This window comes from Pseudomonas sp. WS 5021 (assembly GCF_012985535.1).
Taxonomy (GTDB): Bacteria; Pseudomonadota; Gammaproteobacteria; order Pseudomonadales; family Pseudomonadaceae; genus Aquipseudomonas.
In genome coordinates this window covers 575,332-595,425 of the sequence record NZ_JAAQWP010000002.1, presented here as the reverse complement: position 1 = coordinate 595,425, position 20,094 = coordinate 575,332, and the positions used below count along the sequence as shown (strand labels likewise).

The 20,094-nt window shown below is 63.7% G+C and carries 17 protein-coding genes; all 17 read left to right on the top strand.

All coding sequences use genetic code 11. The annotated features are described in order from the left end of the window. Window positions 1–2: 2 nt before the first annotated feature. The 17 genes from HBO19_RS08910 to HBO19_RS08830 all read left to right on the top strand — a co-directional run bounded on the left by HBO19_RS08910 (window position 3) and on the right by HBO19_RS08830 (window position 20,063). Window positions 3–1,154 carry an acyl-CoA dehydrogenase family protein gene (locus HBO19_RS08910; RefSeq protein ID WP_170057315.1) on the top strand — a complete coding sequence of 384 codons (1,152 nt, stop codon included), beginning with the start codon at window positions 3–5 and terminating at the stop codon, window positions 1,152–1,154. A gap of 97 nt (window positions 1,155–1,251) precedes the next feature. After that, a complete protein-coding gene (locus tag HBO19_RS08905) occupies window positions 1,252–1,701 on the top strand; it encodes an SRPBCC family protein (protein WP_169951744.1) in 450 nt (149 codons plus the stop codon). Between the two features lie 166 nt (window positions 1,702–1,867). Then, a complete protein-coding gene (locus HBO19_RS08900; protein WP_169951746.1) occupies window positions 1,868–2,314 on the top strand; it encodes a DUF411 domain-containing protein in 447 nt (148 codons plus the stop codon). Window positions 2,315–2,317: 3 nt separating this feature from the next. Beyond that, window positions 2,318–2,749, top strand: coding sequence for a YqaA family protein (locus HBO19_RS08895; RefSeq protein WP_169951748.1), 432 nt, complete (start codon window positions 2,318–2,320; stop codon window positions 2,747–2,749). Between the two features lie 97 nt (window positions 2,750–2,846). After that, window positions 2,847–3,860: an alpha/beta hydrolase gene (locus HBO19_RS08890; RefSeq protein WP_170057314.1), complete on the top strand. Its 1,014-nt coding sequence runs from the start codon at window positions 2,847–2,849 to the stop codon at window positions 3,858–3,860. A gap of 24 nt (window positions 3,861–3,884) precedes the next feature. Further along, the gene (locus tag HBO19_RS08885; protein WP_170057313.1) at window positions 3,885–4,838 is read left to right on the top strand and encodes a D-2-hydroxyacid dehydrogenase family protein; all 954 of its coding nucleotides are present in this window, start codon (window positions 3,885–3,887) and stop codon (window positions 4,836–4,838) included. A gap of 557 nt (window positions 4,839–5,395) precedes the next feature. Beyond that, the gene (glgA, locus tag HBO19_RS08880) at window positions 5,396–6,955 is read left to right on the top strand and encodes a glycogen synthase GlgA (protein ID WP_169951756.1); all 1,560 of its coding nucleotides are present in this window, start codon (window positions 5,396–5,398) and stop codon (window positions 6,953–6,955) included. Between the two features lie 14 nt (window positions 6,956–6,969). Next, window positions 6,970–8,727, top strand: coding sequence for a malto-oligosyltrehalose trehalohydrolase (gene treZ, locus HBO19_RS08875; RefSeq protein ID WP_170057312.1), 1,758 nt, complete (start codon window positions 6,970–6,972; stop codon window positions 8,725–8,727). Then, complete coding sequence (gene malQ, locus HBO19_RS08870; RefSeq protein ID WP_170057311.1) at window positions 8,724–10,808, top strand: 4-alpha-glucanotransferase; 2,085 nt, start codon at window positions 8,724–8,726, stop codon at window positions 10,806–10,808. The genes treZ and malQ overlap by 4 nt, the downstream gene beginning before the upstream one ends. Further along, window positions 10,805–13,558: a malto-oligosyltrehalose synthase gene (locus tag HBO19_RS08865; RefSeq protein ID WP_170057310.1), complete on the top strand. Its 2,754-nt coding sequence runs from the start codon at window positions 10,805–10,807 to the stop codon at window positions 13,556–13,558. The genes malQ and HBO19_RS08865 overlap by 4 nt, the downstream gene beginning before the upstream one ends. 23 nt (window positions 13,559–13,581) lie before the next feature. Beyond that, window positions 13,582–13,812: a DUF2934 domain-containing protein gene (locus HBO19_RS08860; protein ID WP_169951764.1), complete on the top strand. Its 231-nt coding sequence runs from the start codon at window positions 13,582–13,584 to the stop codon at window positions 13,810–13,812. A gap of 163 nt (window positions 13,813–13,975) precedes the next feature. After that, window positions 13,976–16,117 carry a glycogen debranching protein GlgX gene (gene glgX, locus HBO19_RS08855; RefSeq protein WP_169951766.1) on the top strand — a complete coding sequence of 714 codons (2,142 nt, stop codon included), beginning with the start codon at window positions 13,976–13,978 and terminating at the stop codon, window positions 16,115–16,117. Between the two features lies 1 nt (window position 16,118). Next, window positions 16,119–17,120: an acyl-CoA dehydrogenase family protein gene (locus HBO19_RS08850; protein WP_169951768.1), complete on the top strand. Its 1,002-nt coding sequence runs from the start codon at window positions 16,119–16,121 to the stop codon at window positions 17,118–17,120. After that, complete coding sequence (locus tag HBO19_RS08845; RefSeq protein WP_169951971.1) at window positions 17,117–17,875, top strand: PIG-L family deacetylase; 759 nt, start codon at window positions 17,117–17,119, stop codon at window positions 17,873–17,875. The genes HBO19_RS08850 and HBO19_RS08845 overlap by 4 nt, the downstream gene beginning before the upstream one ends. Further along, the gene (locus HBO19_RS08840; protein ID WP_170057309.1) at window positions 17,872–18,471 is read left to right on the top strand and encodes an SAM-dependent methyltransferase; all 600 of its coding nucleotides are present in this window, start codon (window positions 17,872–17,874) and stop codon (window positions 18,469–18,471) included. Before HBO19_RS08845 ends, HBO19_RS08840 begins: the two co-directional genes overlap by 4 nt. Continuing rightward, window positions 18,468–19,127: a glycosyltransferase family A protein gene (locus HBO19_RS08835; RefSeq protein WP_169951772.1), complete on the top strand. Its 660-nt coding sequence runs from the start codon at window positions 18,468–18,470 to the stop codon at window positions 19,125–19,127. The genes HBO19_RS08840 and HBO19_RS08835 overlap by 4 nt, the downstream gene beginning before the upstream one ends. Window positions 19,128–19,301: 174 nt before the next feature. Continuing rightward, a complete protein-coding gene (locus HBO19_RS08830; protein WP_169951973.1) occupies window positions 19,302–20,063 on the top strand; it encodes a PIG-L family deacetylase in 762 nt (253 codons plus the stop codon). The last annotated feature ends 31 nt before the right edge of the window (window positions 20,064–20,094 follow it).

Genomic DNA, 20,094 nt, shown 5'->3' with positions numbered 1-20,094 from the left:
TCATGCAAGATATTGAATTTACAGAAGAACAAGTCATGATCCGCGACATGGCGCGCGACTTTGCCCGTGGCGAAATCGCCCCCCATGCCCAGGCCTGGGAAAAAGCCGGCTGGATCGACGACGGCCTGGTAGCCAAGATGGGCGAACTGGGACTGTTGGGCATGGTGGTGCCGGAAGAATGGGGCGGCACTTATGTGGACTACGTGGCCTATGCCCTGGCCGTCGAGGAGATTTCTGCGGGTGACGGTGCAGTAGGCGCACTGATGAGTATCCATAATTCAGTGGGTTGCGGCCCAATCCTCAACTACGGCACAGCTGCGCAAAAAGAGACTTGGTTGGCCGAGCTGGCCAGCGGCCAGGCCATCGGTTGTTTCTGCCTGACCGAACCCCAGGCCGGCTCCGAAGCCCACAACCTGCGCACTCGCGCCGAACTGCGCGATGGCCAGTGGGTGATCAACGGCGCCAAACAGTTCGTTAGCAACGGCAAACGCGCCAAGCTGGCGATTGTGTTTGCCGTGACCGACCCGGAGCTGGGCAAGAAAGGCATTTCGGCGTTCCTGGTGCCCACCGCTACCCCAGGCTTCACCGTGGACCGTACCGAACACAAGATGGGCATCCGTGCCTCGGACACCTGCGCGGTAACCCTCAGCCAGTGCAGCGTGCCCGAGGCCAACCTGCTCGGCGAGCGCGGCAAGGGCCTGGCCATTGCCCTGTCCAACCTCGAAGGTGGGCGCATCGGCATCGCCGCCCAGGCCTTGGGCATCGCCCGTGCAGCCTTTGAAGCCGCATTGGCCTACGCCCGTGACCGGGTGCAGTTCGACAAGGCCATCATCGAGCACCAGAGCGTGGCCAACCTGCTGGCTGACATGCAGACCCGCCTCAATGCCGCACGGCTGCTGATCCTGCATGCCGCGCGTTTGCGCAGTGCGGGCAAGCCGTGCCTGTCCGAAGCCTCCCAGGCCAAGCTGTTCGCGTCGGAAATGGCCGAGAAGGTCTGCTCATCTGCGATGCAGATCCATGGCGGCTATGGCTACCTGGAAGACTACCCGGTGGAGCGTTACTACCGGGATGCGCGGATTACGCAGATTTATGAGGGCACCAGTGAGATCCAGCGCCTGGTGATTGCTCGGGAGCTGAAGAACTATCAGCTATAGGCCTTGCTGCGAACCCGTCGAAAAAGCCTGAAGACTCCCGTGCGTTGTACGGGAGTGCGACTATTCTGACAGTTCCTAGCCACACAGGAGGTGTGTCATGAATGCAGTCGAGCACCCGCTCCGCGTCGAGCGAATCAGCCAGGAACGCTACATCCAAGCCCCTATCGAAGCCGTCTACGACTACGTGACCCAGCCGGATCGCTGGCATGAATGGCATCCCACGTCCCTGGGCGCGGACACCGGCACCAGCGGTTCACTGCCTGCCGGTCAGCGCTTCACCGAGACGATCGACCTACTGGGGGTACGTGTACCCATGAGCTACCGGGTGCAAATCGCCGTGCCGCCCCGGGAATTCAAGACCGTGTTCACCTCCCTTGCGGTCGATGGCAGCATTCATTACTTACTCCAGCCTCAAGGTAGCGGCACTTTGTTCACCCGGGTGCTGAGCTATGAGACCGAACTGCAGCTGCGCACCTTGCAAACGCGCATGGTAGAGCTGTCGGAGCAGGCCATGGACCAGCTCAAGCAGCGCCTGGAATCGTCCTGAACTGACAAAATTGTCATCTTTGCCTCAGTTGGCTGACAGCTGCGCCCCTTAAGCTGCGGGGTTGTCGCGTGTCCGTATAATTTCGAAACATAACCACCTCACCTGATTCGCAAAAGCGCGGACAATGCGCCCTCTTTGCGCACTCCGTAACCGATGGGACCTGTCTATGAAAACCACCCTGCGCCTGACTTTGCTGTCCGCCCTGTTCATGACCACCCTGGCCCAGGCCGCCGAACTGATCCCGATTGACGTGCACCGCGATGCCAACTGCGGTTGCTGCAAGAAATGGATCAGCCACCTTGAAAGCAACGGATTCAAGGTCAACGACCATGTGGAAGCGGACATGAGTTCGGTCAAGCAGCGCCTGGGCGTGGCGCCGCGCCTGGCGTCCTGCCACACCGCCGTGATCGACGGCAAATTCGTCGAAGGCCACGTGCCTGCTGATCAGGTGCTGGCCCTGCGCAAACGTGAGGACTTGCTGGGCATCGCCGCCCCAGGCATGCCCATGGGCTCGCCGGGCATGGAAATGGATGGCATGAGCGACGCCTATCAAGTCATCGGCCTGACCCGCGAAGGTAAAGATGTAGTGGTAGCCCAATACCCGGCCCACTGATCAATGCTCGCTGGGTATGCCGGGCTATTTTTCAGCGCCTTTGGCGCGGCAACGCTGTTACCACTGCAATCGGAAGCGGTACTGGTCGCGCTGCTGCTCAACGGCAACTACGCGGTGTGGTTGCTGCTCGGGATCGCGACCCTGGGCAACGTCCTGGGTTCGCTGGTCAACTGGCTGCTGGGCCGCTCGGTCGAGCTGTTCAAGGATCGACGCTGGTTCCCACTAAGCGCCGCGCAGTTGGAAAAGTCCCGCGGCCATTATCGCCGCTGGGGGCATTGGTCACTGCTGCTCAGTTGGGTGCCGATCATCGGCGACCCACTGACCCTGGTGGCCGGGGTAATGAAGGAGCCGCTGTGGCGTTTTGTGCTGATCGTCAGCCTGGCCAAGGCGGCCCGGTATGCGGTGGTGGCAATGCTTACGTTGCATTGGATGTAAGCAATGTGCGTTGCTGCACTGGGCCTGCGGCGGCGGGTTAATCCCCGCTTAATCCCCCCGCCACAGCATCCGGGAGCATCGTCCCTGGAGCTTTCCCATGCCGCTGACACGTTCGTTTCTCCTTGCCGGCCTGCTGGCCACCTGCGCCCTCCCTGCCTTGGCAGCCACGCAAAACCCAAGCTACGGCCCGCAGTTGCAAGGTTTCCAATACCCCTACCCGGTCGAACATTTCGATTTCCAGTCCCAGGGCCAAGCAGTGCAAATGGGCTATATGGACGTGCCGGCCAAAGGCCCCGCCAATGGCCGCAGCGTGGTGTTGATGCATGGCAAGAACTTCTGCGGCGCGACCTGGGAGGCGTCGATCAAGGCCCTGAGTGACGCCGGCTACCGGGTGATCGCACCGGACCAGATCGGCTTCTGCACCTCCACCAAGCCTGAGTACTACCAGTACAGCTTCCAGCAGTTGGCAATCAACACCCATCAACTCCTGCAAAAACTCGGCATTCCCAAGGCGACCCTGGTCGGCCATTCCACCGGTGGCATGCTGGCTACCCGCTATGCCCTGCTTTACCCCACACAAACCGAGCAACTGGCGCTGGTCAACCCGATCGGCCTGGAAGACTGGAAAGCCCTGGGCGTGCCCTATCGCAGCGTCGACCAATGGTATGAGCGCGAACTGAAACTGAGCGCCGACGGCGTGCGCGAGTACGAGCGCAAGACCTACTACGACGGGCGCTGGAAGCCTGAATACGAGCGTTGGGTGGACATGCTCGTCGGCCTGAACCAGGGCCCGGGCCATAAGCGGGTGGCGTGGAATTCGGCGTTGATTTACGACATGATCTTCACCCAGCCGGTGTACTACGAGTTCAAGGACCTGCAGGTCCCGACCCTGCTACTGATCGGTACGTCCGATATCACCGCCATCGGCAGTGATAGCGCGCCGCCCGAGGTCAAGGCCAAGATCGGCCGGTACAACGAACTGGGCAAGCAAGTGGCCAAGCTCATTCCCCACTCGACCCTGGTGGAGTTCCCGGGCCTGGGCCACGCACCACAAATGGAAGAACCCGCGCGCTTCCACCAGGCGCTGCTGCAAGGGCTCAAGGCGCTCTAATTCCCACTAAGCGAGGCACCGTGCATGTCAGTTCAGATCGCAGTCATTGATGATTGGCAAGATGTGGCCCGCGACGTGGTGGACTGGTCCGCCCTGGAGGCGATCGGCCAAGTGCGTTTCCTTCACGACTACCCTGCCGACACCGCCACCTTGATCGCACGCTTGCAGGGTTTTGCGGTGATTTGCGTGATGCGCGAGCGCACAGTGTTTGACCAGGCGCTGCTGCAAGGGCTGCCGGGGCTCAAGTTGCTGGTCACCGGCGGCATGCGCAATGCCGCCATCGACCTTGGCGCCGCCAAGGCCCTGGGTATCCAGGTGTGTGGCACCGACAGCTACAAACACGCGGCACCGGAGCTGACCTGGGCCCTGATCATGGCCTCCACCCGCAATCTGCTGGCCGAAGCGAGCTCCTTGCGTGACGGCCAGTGGCAGCAAGGGCTGGGCGGTGATCTGCATGGCCGGACCCTGGGTATCCTCGGGCTGGGCAGTATCGGCCAGCGTGTCGCGCAGTTTGCCCAGGTGTTTGGCATGCGCGTGATCGCCTGGAGTGAAAACCTCACTGCGCAACGCGCCGCCGATGTAGGCGTGACCTGGGTCAGCAAGCGCGAACTGTTCGAACAGGCCGACGTGCTGTCGATTCACCTGGTACTCAGCGAGCGCAGCCGCGGCATGGTGGATGCCCAGGCCCTGGGCTGGATGAAACCCGGCGCGCGCCTGGTGAACACGGCGCGCGGGCCGATCGTCGATGAGGTGGCCCTGATCGATGCGCTGCGCGATGGGCGACTGGCGGGCGCGGCACTGGATGTGTTCGAGCAGGAGCCCTTGCAGGTCGACCACCCGTTTCGCCATCTGCCCAACGTGTTGGCCACCCCCCATGTGGGTTATGTCAGCGCGCACAACTACCGGCAGTTCTATGGGCAGATGATCGAGGATATCCAGGCGTGGGCCAGTGGGCGGGTCTTGCGCAGCCTGACATGATAAATAGCTTCATATATATCAATCAAGATATTGATTTATATGGATATTAACTCTTAACAAATCACTTTAAGTAGCATCCCGCACCACTATCGAGCAGCCCAACCCCGATGCCCCATCAAGAGGCGATCCCCCGGTAGGAGCCGGCTTGCCGGCGATGAAGCCCTCAGCAGCGACGCACTCCCCAAGGTCGCCATCACCGGCAAGCCGGCTCCTGCAAGGGAGGCGCCTGCCTGAAAAATAATATTGTCCTACAAAATTATCCTACAAGCCTTGCAGGCTCTGGTCTGTGTCCTAGACTGATGACCGATGGGTCACGATCAGAACAAAAGCCCCCGCAATAAATCGAAACTTTCCAACTCTGCCGTAGGTCAGGTTTAAGGTAGGACGCACGCTACCGGCGCCAGCCGGACGTCCGCCCATCCAATCTATTTATCAGTTCGGTGCAATTGGCATAAGCCTTGCCAGTCTGTGCAGTGCTAGTGCGCGTGACCGCAGGACGCGGTTGACTTTCGCTGAGGGCGCCAGGCTCTCGGCTGACCAACACATGGGAGAGAACAATGATCAGTGCCGCTTCGGGAATTCAGGGACAGCGTTTCAGTCAGCCGGTCGATGGGCCAACCGCCTTGGTTGACCTGCCCGGCGCAGTGCGGCCGGTCTCGTCTCAAAACCCCAATCGCAAGAAAGTGCTGTTTGTGACCTCGGAGCTGGCCGACCTGGTGAAAACCGGTGGCCTGGGCGATGTATCCGCTGCCCTGCCCCGTGCCATGGCCCACCTGCACGATGTGCGGGTGCTGATTCCGGGCTACCGCCAGGTGCTGGACAGCGACAACCCGATCCACATCATCGGCGAGTTGGGCGGGCATGCCGCGCTGCCGCCGTGCAAGATCGGGCGCATGGACCTCAAGGACGGCCTGGTCATCTATGTACTGATCTGCCCCGAACTGTACGAGCGTGAAGGCACGCCCTATGGCGCCAACAATGGTCGCGACTGGCCCGACAACCACATCCGCTTCGCCCGCCTGGGCCTGGCCGCCGCCGATATTGCCGCCAACCTTGCGCAAATCCATTGGTGCCCGGACCTGGTGCACGCCCATGACTGGCCAGCCGGCCTGGCCCCGGCGTACATGCACTGGCGTGGGTCACGCACCCCTACGCTGTTTACCATCCATAACCTGGCCTACCAGGGTGTGGTCAGCCTGGCCTCGTGCCCGGAACTGGGGATTCCCGAACATGCCTTGCAACAAGAAGGCATGGAATTCTACGGCAAGATGTCATTCCTCAAGGCCGGCATGGCGTATTCCAGTCACATCACCACGGTCAGCGCCACCTATGCCCGGGAAATCACCACGCCCGAGTTCGGCTGCGGCCTGGATGGCTTTCTCGCCAGCAAGACCCAGCAAGGCCTGCTCAGTGGTATCCCCAACGGCATCGATGAAAGCTGGGAATCGTCCACCGACCCGCACCTGGATCACCCATTCAATATCGGCGACTGGCAAGGCAAGGCGGTCAACGCCAGCCATGTGCGCAAGCTGTTTGGCCTGGACGAGTCCACCGGCCCCCTGTTTGCCGTGGTCTCGCGCCTGGTGTACCAGAAAGGCCTGGACCTGACCGAAGCCGTCGCCGGGTTTATCGTGGAAAACGGCGGGCAAATTGCCATTATCGGCCGCGGCGAGCCGGAAGAAGAACAGGCCATGCGCGCCCTGGCCCTGCGATTCCCCGGCCGCATCGGTGTACGCATCGGCTTCAACGAAACCGACGCGCGCCGCATGTTTGCCGGCAGCGACTTCTTGTTGATGCCCTCGCGCTACGAGCCCTGCGGCTTGAGCCAGATGTACGCCCAGCGTTTCGGCTCGCTGCCGGTGGCGCGCAATACCGGTGGCCTGGCAGACACTATTGAAGACGGCGTGACCGGCTTTCTGTTCGACGAATCCACCGTACAAAGCTACGAAGCCGCCCTCGCCCGTGCCTTCAAGGTGTTTGCCTTCCCAGGCCTGCTCAACGCCATGCGCTGCCGGGCCATGGCCGCGCCGTTCAACTGGTGCCAGGCGGTGGAACCCTATGCCGAACTTTACGAGCAACTGGTAGCGAAAGCGCTGGGAAAATCAGGGAAAGTATAAAGAGGTCAGGATAGATGCCGTTACGGACTCTGGAAACATGGCCCCACGGCGCGATCATGCAGGATGCGCAACACACCCGCTTCGCCCTGTGGGCACCTGACGCGTTCTATGTCAGCGTTGAGCTGCATGACGGTCAGTCGCTGCCCATGCAGCCCCAGGCAGAGGGCTGGTTTGTCGCCTACGTGCGCTGTGGGGCGGGCACCCGCTACCACTACAACATCGATGGCGAGCTGGATGTGCCGGACCCGGCCTCGCGCCTCCAATACGCAGGTGTGCAGGGTGACAGCGTGGTGGTCGATCCCCTGGCCTACCCCTGGCGCCACGGCACCTGGCAAGGCCGGCCCTGGCATGAAGCGGTGATCTACGAGCTGCATGTGGGGATACTCGGTGGCTACGCCGCAGTGGAGCAGCACTTGCCGCGCCTGGCGGAACTGGGCGTCACCGCCATCGAACTGATGCCCTTGGCGCAGTATCCCGGCGAGCGCAATTGGGGTTACGACGGGGTCCTGCCCTACGCACCGCAAGCGTCCCTGGGCACGCCGGAGCAGTTGAAACAGCTGGTCGACAGTGCCCACGAGCATGGCCTGGCGGTGATCCTCGATGTGGTCTACAACCACTTCGGCCCCGACGGCAATTACCTGGGCCAGTACGCCAAGGGCTTTTTCCACGAAGACACCCACACCCCCTGGGGCGCCGGGATCGACTTTGGCCGCCGCGAAGTGCGCGACTTCTTTATCGACAACGCCCTGATGTGGCTCCTCGAATACCGCTTCGATGGCCTGCGCCTGGATGCGGTGCATGCCATCAACGACCCCTCGTTCCTAAAAGAGCTGGCCCAACGGGTGCGTGAGCAGGTCGACCCGGCGCGCCATGTGTGGCTGGTCTTGGAAAACGAATTCAATCAGGCCAGCCTGTTGCAGCAAGGCTTCGATGCGCAATGGAACGATGACGGGCATAACGCCTTGCATGTGCTGTTGACCGGCGAGACCGACGCCTACTACGCCGATTTTGCCGACGACCCCACCGCCAAGCTGGCCCGCTGCCTGGGCGAAGGGTTTATCTACCAAGGCCAGACCACGCGCCACGGTACCCGACGCGGCGAGCCCAGCGGGCATTTGCCCCCCAGTGCCTTTGTGCTGTTTTTGCAGAATCACGACCAGATCGGCAACCGTGCGCTCGGCGAGCGCCTGCACCAGTTATGTTCGCCCCAGGCGTTGCAGGCAGCGACCGTGCTGCTATTGATGTCACCGATGATCCCGCTGTTGTTCATGGGGGATGAAGTCAACGCCGAGCAGCCCTTCCTGTTCTTTACCGACCATCACGGCGAGCTGGCCGAGGCGGTGCGCGAAGGCCGGCGCAACGAATTTGCTGATTTTGCCGCCTTCAGTGATCCCCAGCGCCGCGCGCAGATTCCCGACCCCAACGCGCTACAGACTTTCGAACGCTGCATACCCCGGTTTACCCAGGCACCTGCTGCGCTATACCGGCAACTGCTGGGCCTGCGCCAGCAGCATATCGTGCCGCACCTGCCCGGCAGCACCGCCCTCGGCGCCCAGGTCCTGGGCCAGGGCGCGGTGTCTGCACGATGGCGCCTGGGCAATGGCAGCGTATTGCAGATCGACCTCAACCTGGGGCCGGCCACCCTGCAGCCCCCGGCCGCTATCGGCCAACTGTTCAGTACCAGCAACGACCCCGCGTTACTCACGCCCTTCTCTGCCCGCGTCAGCTTGGCGCCGGGTGACACCTCATCATCTGTTGGAGAGCACTCTTGAGCGAAGCGCAATTGGAAATACTCGCCAGCCGTGCGGGCCTGGCGGTGGACTGGATCGACGCCAACGGCCGGCCGCAACATGTCAGCGCCGACGCGCTGCGTGCCGTGCTCCATGGCCTTGGCCACCCCGCCGACACCGACGCCGCCATCGCCGCCAGCCTGCAAGAGCTGGAGCGCGTGCAGCAGGATCGGCACCTGGCGCCGCTGTTGACCGTGGACGTGGGCGCAGGCCTGGACCTGGCCGCCTACTTTGCCCCGGGTACGCCGTGCCAGGCTCATCTGGAGGACGGCAGTACCCGGGACCTTGCGCTGGATGCCCAGGCCACCCTGCCTGGCGTGTTGCCCGTGGGCTATCACCGGGTGCAGATCGCCGATCAATCCTTCACCCTGGCCGTGGCCCCTGAACGTTGTTTCACTGTCGCCGAGGCGGTGGACAGCCAGCCTGCCCGCGCCTGGGGCCTGAGTGCCCAGTTGTATGCCCTGCGCCGCAGCGGCGACGGTGGGTTTGGCGACACCCAGGCCCTGGAACAACTGGCCCGGGCTGCCGCTGAGCGGGGTGTCGACGCCCTGGCGATCAGCCCGCTGCATGCCATGTTCAGTGCCGATACCGAGCGCTATAGCCCTTATTCGCCGTCCAGCCGCCTGTTTTTCAATAGCCTGTATGCGTCCCCCGGTTGCATCCTCGGCGAACGCGCCGTGCACAGCGCCATCGAGGCCACGGGACTGGCCGACGAGCTGCACGAACTGGAACAACAAAGCCTGATCGACTGGCCCGCCGCCGCCAAGGCCAAGCAACGCCTGCTGCGCGCCCTGTACGAGGACTTTCGCCAGGGCGAGCACCCGCAGCAGGCGGACTTTCTCAGTTTTCGCGAGGCCGGTGGCGAGGCCCTGGAAAACCACTGCCGCTTCGAAGCCTTGCAGGCCGCGCGCGCCGCCAACGGTGAAAGCCTCGACTGGCGCCAATGGCCCGAGGACTGGCGCGACCCCGCCAGCGCTGCGCTGGCGCAATTCGCCGCCGAACAGGGCGAAGCGATCGGTTTCTATGCCTTCAACCAATGGCTGATCGCCCGCTGCCTGGCGCGCGCCCAACAGGCCGCCCGCGGCAGTGGCATGGGCATCGGCCTGATTGCCGACCTGGCCGTGGGTGCCGATGGCGCCGGCAGCCAGGCCTGGAGCCGTCAGGATGAGCTGCTGGCCGACCTGACCGTGGGCGCGCCACCGGATATCCTCAACCGTGCCGGCCAGGGCTGGGGCATCTCCGCGTTTTCTCCTGAAGGCCTGAAGCGCAACGGCTTTCGCGCATTTATCGAAATGCTGCGGGCCAACTTCGCCCATGCCGGCGGCCTGCGGATCGACCATGTGATGGGCCTGCAACGGCTGTGGGTCATCCCCCGGGATGCTTCACCCAAACAAGGCGCGTACCTGTATTACCCGGTAGACGACCTGCTGCGCCTGCTGGCCTTGGAGTCCAGCCGCCACCAGGCGATTGTGCTGGGCGAAGACCTGGGCACGGTGCCCGAGGGCCTGCGGGAAAAACTCAGCGCCCGTGCCATGCTCGGCATGCGCGTGCTGTTGTTCGAGCAGGACCATGGCGGGCGCTTCACGCCGATCCTCGACTGGCCGGACAACGCCCTGGCCACCACCAGCACTCACGACCTGCCGACACTCAATGGTTGGTGGCACAGCCGCGATATCGACTGGAACGTGCAACTGGGGCTGATCGACGTGCCCACGGTGGAGCAATGGAGCGAGCACCGCCAGCGCGAGCGCGAGTCACTGCGCCAGGCCTTGGTGCAAGACCCGCAGAACTTTCGCGATGAGCTGCGCAACGAAACTGACCACATACTCGATGCCAGCGTGCGCTACCTCGGTCACACCCGTGCGCCCCTGGTACTGCTGCCTCTGGAGGATGCCCTGGGCGTCGAGGAACAGGCCAACCTGCCCGGCACCATCGACACCCACCCCAACTGGCGCCGACGCCTGCCGGGGGACGCCGCGCAGCTGCTCGACGATGAAAACGCCGCGCGCCGCCTGGAGTTGCTGGCGGTGGCGCGCAATCAGGCCCTGGAGCGTGACCGATGAGCGCCGTCTTGCTCCGGGCCACCCAACGCCTGCAATTTCACAAGGGTTTTACCCTGGATGATGCGGTGCCGCTGGTGCCGTATTTCGCCAGCCTGGGCATCAGCCACCTGTACGCTTCGCCCCTGCTCAAGGCCCGCGCCGGCTCGATGCATGGCTACGATGTGGTCGACCCGACCACCGTCAACCCGGAACTGGGCGGCGAACCCGCCTTGCGTCGCCTGGTAGCGGCCCTGCGCGCGCACGGCATGGGCCTGATTCTGGACATCGTGTCCAACCATATGGCCGTCGGCGGCAGCGACAACCCCTGGTGGCTGGACTTGCTGGAATGGGGGCGCCTGAGCCCCTACAGCGAATTCTTCGACATCCAGTGGCATTCACCGGACCCGCTGCTCAAGGGCCAACTGCTGATGCCCTTCCTTGGCAGCGACTACGGCGAAGCCTTGCAAAGTGGCAACCTGCCCCTGCGGTTTGACCCGGCCCAGGGCAGCTTTTTTGTCGAGCACTACGAACACCGCTTCCCGATCTGCCCCAGTGATTACGGCGATATCCTGCGCGCCCATGCCCCGCTCAAAGCGCTGGCCGACCGCTTCAGCGCCCTGGCCTATCAGGCCGATGCCTGGCCCCTGGCGGGCGAGCTTAAACAGCAACTGGCACAACAGGCCCGCGACCCACTGACCCTGGCAGCCATCGAGCACGCCCTGCAATGGTTTGACGGGCGCCAGCGCGAAGGTTTTTTGCGCCTGCATCAACTGCTGGAACAGCAAGCCTATCGCCTGGCCAGTTGGCGCACGGCGGCGGATGACATCAACTGGCGGCGCTTTTTCGACGTCAACGAGCTCGGTGGCCTGCGGGTGGAACGGACCACCGTATTCGAGGCCACCCACAGCAAGATTTTCCAGCTGATCAGCGAAGGCCTGGTGGATGGCCTGCGCATCGACCATATCGACGGCCTGGCCGATCCACGGGGCTACTGCCGCAAGTTGCGGCGGCGCGTGGATGGGTTGTCGCCGAGCCGGCACTTGCCGATTTTTGTCGAGAAGATCCTCGGCGCCGGCGAAACCCTGCGCGAAGACTGGCGGGTCGATGGCACCACCGGCTACGAGTTCATGAACCAGGTGTCGCTGATGCAGCACGATCCCCAGGGATTCGAGGCCTTGGCCCAGCTCTGGAGCGAGGCTACCGAGCGGCCTTCGGCGTTTATCGAGGAAGCCTGGCTGGCCCGGCAACAAATCCTCAACGGCTCCCTCGCCGGGGATTTTGAAAGCGTGGCCCAGGCCCTGCTGCAAGTGGCCCGCGCGGATGTGATGAGTCGCGACCTGACCCTGGGTGCAATCCGCCGCGCCTTGCAGGAACTGGTCGTGCATTTCCCGGTGTACCGCACCTATATCAGCGCAGGTGGCCGTAGCGCCGCGGACGAGCGCGTGTTCCAACAGGCCCTGGCCGGCGCCCGTGGGACCTTGAGCGAAGCTGACTGGCCGGTGCTCGACTACCTGCAACAGTGGCTCGGCGGGCAACCCTGGCGCGAGCGCCCGGTGGGGCAACCGCGCAAGATCCTCAAGCACGCCTGCGTGCGCTTCCAGCAACTGACCTCGCCGGCAGCCGCCAAGGCGGTGGAAGACACGGCCTTCTACCGCTCGGCAGTGTTGCTCTCACGCAATGACGTGGGCTTCAGTACCGAACAGTTCAGCGCGCCCCTGGCCGACTTCCATGCCGCCAACCAGCAGCGCCTGCACACCTTCCCCGATAACCTGCTGGCTACCGCCACCCACGATCACAAGCGCGGCGAAGACAGCCGCGCGCGCCTGGCGGTGCTCAGCGAGTGCGCACCGTGGTATGCCGAGCAGGTGCAGCAGTGGCGCCGGCTGGCGGCGCCCCTGCGCGACGATCCGGCCATCCCCTCGGCCGGCGATGAGCTGATCCTGTATCAGGTGCTGCTGGGCAGTTGGCCCCTGGACCTGGGCATTGAGAACACCGGCAACTATCAGCAGCGCCTCTGGCAGTGGCAACAAAAGGCCCTGCGCGAAGCCAAGCTGCACAGCAGTTGGAGCGCCCCCAACGATGTTTATGAGCAAGGTGTCGAAGCCTTCCTCAGCCGCTTGCTGCTCGACCCCGCCGGTCTGACCTTGCGCACGGCGATACACGCGGCAGCCGAGGCCATCGCCCCTGCCGGCGCGTTGAACGGGCTGGCGCAATCCTTGCTGCGCAACACCGTGCCAGGCGTGCCAGACCTGTACCAGGGCGACGAATTCTGGGACTTGAGCCTGGTGGACCCGGACAACCGCCGGGCGGTGGATTTCAGTGCCCGGCAACAGGCACTGGCGGCAACACCCGATGCCTTGCTTGAGCACTGGCGTGACGGCCACCTCAAGCAGGCGTTGATTGCCCAGGTCTTGAACCTGCGCAAGGCCCACCCGCTGTTGTTTGCCAGGGGGCGCTATGTACCGCTGCAAGTGCTGGGCCGGCACGCCCAACGGGTTGTCGCCTTCAGCCGTGAGTACCGGGGGCAATGGCTGTTGGTGGTGGTACCGCGCTGGACCCACGCCCTGCTTGAAAACAGCGCCCAGCCCCGGGTGGATGCGCAGGTTTGGGGCGATACCCGGATCACATTACCGTTCGACGCCACGCTGCGAAATTGGAAGGGACTTTTGCAAACAGGCGCAGTCACACCCAACAAGGAGCTACTGATCAGCGCTGCCCTGGGGGATCTCCCGGTGAATGTCTTTATCCATTCTGACGATCAAGAAAGCTGAAATTTTCTGTGAGGAGCATTGCGATGAGCACCGAAGACAAGCGCGTTCGTGAATTCGCGTATCAGATCTGGGAGTCCGAAGGTAAGCCCGAAGGCCAGGAAGCCCGCCATTGGGAAATGGCCCGCAAGTTGGCTGAAGCCGAGGCTCTGACGCCTAGTAAACCCAAGGCCGGCGCCAAGGCCAAGGCCAAGCCGCCAGCGGAAAAACCCGCCGCCGCGAAAAAGCCTCGAGCCCCACGCAAACCCGCCGGCTGACCCCACCTGTAGGAGCCGGCTTGCCGGCGATAGGTCTCCATCAAGCACCACCCGAGACGCTATCCCCGGCCACCCGGCTGCTACAAAAAATGCTCAATTATTGATCTGACCTGATGTCAGCACGGCCCCGTTCGGCCCGGAAAAACTTTGCAGGAGCAACACCATGAGCAAGACACCCGATACCGAGCCATCGCGGATTCGTGAAGGGCTGCCCTTCCCCCTTGGCGCGACCTGGGACGGTCTGGGGGTCAATTTCGCACTGTTCTCGGCCAACGCCACCAAGGTCGAGCTGTGCCTGTTCGACGATACCGGTGAAGTCGAGCTGGAGCGTATCGAGCTGCCGGAGTACACCGACGAGACATTCCACGGCTACTTGCCCGACGCCCACCCGGGGCTGATTTATGGCTACCGCGTATACGGTGCCTACGACCCGGCCAATGGCCATCGCTTCAACCACCATAAATTGCTGATCGACCCCTATGCCAAGCAGCTGGTGGGCGAACTCAAGTGGTCCGAAGCGCTGTTTGGCTACACCATCGGCCACCCGGATGCCGACCTCAGTTTCGATGAACGCGACAGCGCGCCCTTCGTGCCCAAATGTAAAGTCATCGACCCGGCCCATACCTGGGGCAACGACCAGCCGGTACGCACGCCGTGGGACCGCACGATCATCTACGAAACCCATCTGCGCGGCATCAGCATGCGCCATCCGTCCGTCCCCGAGGCGGTGCGCGGCACCTGCGCCGGGTTGATGGTCGACGATGTGCTCAAGCACATCCGCCAACTGGGTGTGTCATCGGTGGAACTGCTGCCGATCCACGCCTTCGTCAATGACCAGCACCTGCTGCAAAAAGGCATGACCAACTACTGGGGCTACAACAGCATCGCCTTCTTTGCCCCCGACCCGCGCTACCTGGCCAGCGGCAAGATCGCCGAGTTCAAGGAAATGGTCGCGCACCTGCACGAAGCCAAGCTGGAGGTGATCCTCGATGTGGTCTACAACCACACCGCCGAAGGCAACGAGCAGGGCCCGACCCTGTCGATGCGCGGCATCGACAATGCCTCCTACTACCGGTTGATGCCCGATGACAAACGCTTCTATATCAACGATTCCGGCACCGGCAACACCCTGGACCTGAGCCACCCTTGCGTACTGCAAATGGTCACCGACTCCTTGCGCTACTGGGCCACGGAGATGCATGTGGATGGTTTCCGCTTTGACCTGGCGACCATTCTGGGGCGTTATCACGATGGTTTTGATGAGCGTCACAGCTTCCTCGTCGCCTGCCGCCAGGACCCGGTGCTGCGCCAGGTAAAAATGATCGCCGAGCCTTGGGATGTGGGCCCAGGCGGTTATCAGGTGGGCAACTTCCCACCTGGCTGGGTGGAATGGAATGACCGTTTCCGCGACACCGTGCGCGCCTTCTGGAAAGGCGATGACGGCCAGTTGGCCGACTTTGCCGGGCGCATGACCGCTTCCGGCGAGATGTTCAACCAGCGCGGGCGCCGGCCCTACAGCTCGGTGAATTTCATCACCGCCCATGACGGTTTCACCCTGCACGACCTGGTGTCCTACAACGACAAGCACAACGAGGCCAACGACGAGAACAATCAGGACGGCAGCAATAACAACCTGTCGTGGAACCACGGCGTCGAAGGCCCGACCGAAGACCCCGAGATCAACGCGCTGCGCCTGCGCCAGATGCGCAACTTCTTCGCCACCCTGTTGCTGGCCCAGGGCACGCCAATGCTGGTGGCCGGGGATGAGTTCGCCCGCACCCAGCACGGCAACAACAATGCCTACTGCCAGGACAGCGAAATCGGCTGGGTCAACTGGGAGCTGGATGAAGATGGCAAATCCCTGCTCAAGTTCGTCAAGCGCCTGATCAAGCTGCGCCTGGCCTACCCTATCCTGCGGCGCGGGCGCTTCCTGGTGGGTGACTACAACGAAGACATCGGGGTCAAGGACGTGACCTGGCTGGCTCCCGACGGCAACGAAATGACCATCGAACAGTGGGAAGACAGCCAGGGCCGCTGCCTGGGCATGTTGATGGATGGGCGCGCCCAGGAAACCGGGATCCGCCGGCCCGGGTCCGACGCCACCTTGTTGCTGGTGGTGAATGCGCACCACGACCTGGTGAATTTCCGCTTGCCCCAGGTACCGGATGGCGGCTTCTGGACCTGCATGGTCGACACCAACCAACCGGCCGTGCGTGGCCAGGAACGTTTCGATTTTGACCACGAATATGCGGTGACCGGACGCTCGTTGCTGCTATTTGAACTGCAACATGAGCAAGAGGTGTGAAATGGCTCTACACGGGTTTTTGCAACGCAATCCCCAGGGACTGGCCGACACCCAAGGCCTTGGCCAGACCCTGAGGGCCCTGGTGGATGCGGGCCTCGACCAATTGCCGCGCCCCGGTAGCGGGCAGACGCTGCTGCGCTTCAGCGAACTGGCCCAGGTGGCCGGCCACGACCTGAGCCTGTGCAAGCTGTTTGAAGGGCACACCGATGCACTGGCGATCATGGCCGAGCTCGACAGCCCGGCCCCACCTGCCGGTAGCACCTGGGGCATGTGGGCCGCCGAGCCGCCGACGGCACGGGTGCAGGTTCGGCGTGAGGGCTCGCAGTGGCTGCTGCATGGGCGCAAGGCCTGGTGCTCCGGGGCGGCGGTGGTCAGCCACGGGTTGTTGACTGCCTGGGATGAACAGGCGCGCCAGCAGTTGGTTGCAGTGTCGATGGACCAGCCGGGTGTCCAGGTCACCGGTGAAGGCTGGCAAGCCGTGGGCATGGGCGCGTGCGCCAGTGTCGAAGTGCGGTTCGAGAATGCCGTGGCGCTGGCCGTGGGCGAGCCAGGGGATTACCTGCAACGCCCAGGGTTCTGGCAAGGAGGGGTTGGCATCGCCGCCTGCTGGTACGGCGCGGCGCAGCGCTTGGCCGAGGCCCTGCGCGAACACTGTGACCGTCGTGCAGAACCCCATGCCCTGGCCCATCTGGGTGCGGTGGACATGGCCTTGTTCGCCGCCGCCACGGTGCTGCGCAGCGCTGCGCGGCAGATCGACGAGCAACCCCAGGCCAACGCCCAGTTGCTGGCGCGCCGGACTCGGGCAGTGATTGAAGCGGCGGCCAACGAAGTCATCCATCACGTCGGCAGGGCCATGGGAGCCGGGCCCTATTGCCAGGACCGGCACTTCGCGCAATTGATCGCAGACCTGCCGGTGTACTTGCGCCAAAGCCATGCCGAGCGGGACCTGGCAGCGCTCGGCGAGCAACTGTCGAGCGCAGCTGGCGGGACATGGCAACTATGAAAGCCAACCCGATTGTCGGCCAAGGCACGCCCCTGCGCGCCTGGCAAGGCTCTGCCCGTGTCGCCGGCCTGCCTCTGATCAGCGTGGCGCAACTGGTGCCTGAAGGTTGCCGCGCGGTGATCATCGCGCCCCATCCGGATGATGAAGTACTGGGCTGCGGCGGTTTGTTACAAGGCTTGGCGGCGTTGGGCCGCGAGTTGCTGCTGGTTTCAGTCACGGACGGTTGCGCCAGCCATCCGGGCTCAACCCGTTGGCCAAGGCAACGCCTGCGCGAGGTTCGTCCCCGTGAGTCGGCCGAGGCCCTGCAGCGCCTGGGTTGGCCGCAGCAACGCCTGAGCTGGTTGCGCGGCGGTTTTTCCGACAGCCAGGTGCAGGCGCGCGAACCTGCGCTGACGGCGTTTATCCAGCAGCACCTGCAACCCGAAGACGTGGTGTTCACCACCTGGCGCGAAGACGGCCATTGCGACCACGAAGCGGTTGGCCGCGCCAGCGCCCAGGCGGCCCGGGCAGTCGGCGCGCGCCTGATCGAGCTACCGGTGTGGACCTGGCACTGGGCAACCCCCGAGGACCCACGGGTACCCTGGCACCGCGCGCACAAGATTGCCCTGGCACCCGCGGCCGTGGCCCGCAAACGCCACGCCCTGCACGCGTTCACCAGCCAACTGGAAGGCGACCCGCAGGTCGACCTGCCGCCCGTCTTGCCGCCCCATGTGCTGGAGCGGCTGTTGCAACCTTTTGAAGTGGTGTTTCTATGAGTGTGGCCACGGCTTACTTCGACCAACTGTTTGTCGACAACGACGACCCCTGGGCCTTCCGCCAGCGCTGGTACGAGCAGCGCAAGCGCGCCTTGACCCTGGCGCTGCTGACCCGGCCACGCTACGCCTCGATTTTCGAACCCGGCTGCGCCAATGGCGAATTGAGCGCCGAACTGGCAACGCGCTGTGAGCGCCTGCTGTGCTGCGACACCGCTACGGCGGCGGTAGCCCTCGCGCAAGCGCGCCTGCAGGAGTTTGGCCACGCCCAGGTCGAGCGGCTGCGCTTGCCTGCACAGTGGCCGCAAGGCTCGTTCGAACTGATCGTCCTCAGCGAGTGGTGCTACTACCTTGATCATGACGATTTGTGCGTGCTGATCGATCAGGCCCTGGGCGCACTCAGCCCGGATGGCCAGGTCCTGGCCTGCCACTGGCGAGCGCCCATCGACGGTTGCCCGCAAACCGCCGAACAGGTCCACCAACTGCTGCACCAACGCCTGGGCATGTCGCGCGTGGCGCAGGTGGCTGACAGTGATTTCCTACTCGACCTGTGGTCTCGCGAAAGCGCCTCGGTCGCCCATCTTGAGGGGCTGCGATGATCGGCATTCTGATTCCGGTGCATAACGAAGAGGCGCTGCTGGCCGAGTGCCTGAAAGCCGCGATGATCGCCGCCAGCCATCCGGGACTGCTCGGTGAGCAGGTACAGATACTGGTGGTGCTCGACAGTTGTACCGATGGCAGCGCCGCCATTGCCGAGGCGTTCGGGGTACACAGCCTGAGCGTTGCAGCACGCAATGTCGGCCAGGTGCGTGGAATCGGTGCGCGGCATCTGTTGAACCAGGGCGCGCGCTGGATTTCCTGCACCGATGCCGACAGCCGCGTGGCGGGCGATTGGCTGGTGGCGCAACTGGCCCTGGGGGTGGATGCAGTCTGTGGCACCGTCACAGTGGATGCCTGGAGCGACGGTTTCGACGAGGCGGCGCAGATCCGCTACCACCAGGCCTATCAGGCCAGTGACGGGCACCGGCACATTCATGGGGCCAACCTCGGCGTCAGCGCCGGCGCCTACGTGCGCGCTGGCGGGTTTGAACCCCTGGCGTGCCATGAGGACGTGCAACTGGTGCGCCAACTGGAGCGTTGCGGCGCAACCATAGCCTGGAGCCATGCCCCGCAAGTCATCACCAGTGCCCGCTTGGACTGCCGCGCACAGGGTGGCTTTGGCGACTATTTGAAAGGCTTGATGTTGCCATCTTGAAAAACTTACAACTTTGCCCGGCGAAATCCGGGTGATGAACAATACTCAAGCACGGCAATCTTAGGATTCGGAATGCCAGCGTGCCGCACCGGCCATGAGGCCGGCGCGACAAAAAGGAGAGTCGACCCGGCCACGGGGCACGACCTGCATTACCAGGACAAGGACGTAACATTGATCAATCCCGCCACTTTGAACGACGTTCGCCGCACGCCGGCGCAAATCTGGAACAGCGCGCCGCAATTGGCGCAAATCCCCACCATCAGCCCTTCCCTACTGGTGCCTCCTGGCTCGCGAGTGGTGGTGGTGGCGCCGCATCCGGGTGACGAAGTGCTGGCCTGTGGCGGTTTGCTGCAACTGCTCAGCGCCCTCGACTATCCCTTGAAACTGATCTCGATCACCGACGGCAGCGCCAGCCATCCGGGCTCCAACCAGTGGTCGGCGCAGCGCTTGAGCGTGTTCCGGCCCCAGGAGAGTGTCGAGGCCCTGCGCCGCCTCGGCTTGCCCATGCATAGCTTGAAGTGGATTCGCGGGGGCTTTTGCGACAACGCCCTGGCGGGCCGCGAACAGCTCTTGAGCCAATTTATCGCCCGCTACCTGCAACCCGGTGACGTCGTATTCACCACCTGGCGCAATGATGGCAATGACGACCACGATGCCGTCGGCCGTGCCACCGCCATCGCCTGCGCGCTGACCGGCGCGCGCCTGCTGGAGTTGCCGATCTGGGCCTGGCACTGGCCCGCCCGCGAAGCCGGGCGCATGCCCTGGCAGTGCGCGCGCAAGATACGCCTCGACACCTGGAGCGTGGCGCGCAAACGCCACGCGGCCCATGCCTACGCCAGCCAGTTGCTCGGCGACCCTTTGATCGGCCTGGCGCCGATGCTGCCCCCGGTGCTGCTGGAGCGCATGCGCGTCCCCTACGAGATTGTGTTTCTGTAATGCCTTGGAGCACCACGCCACACGGCGTTAC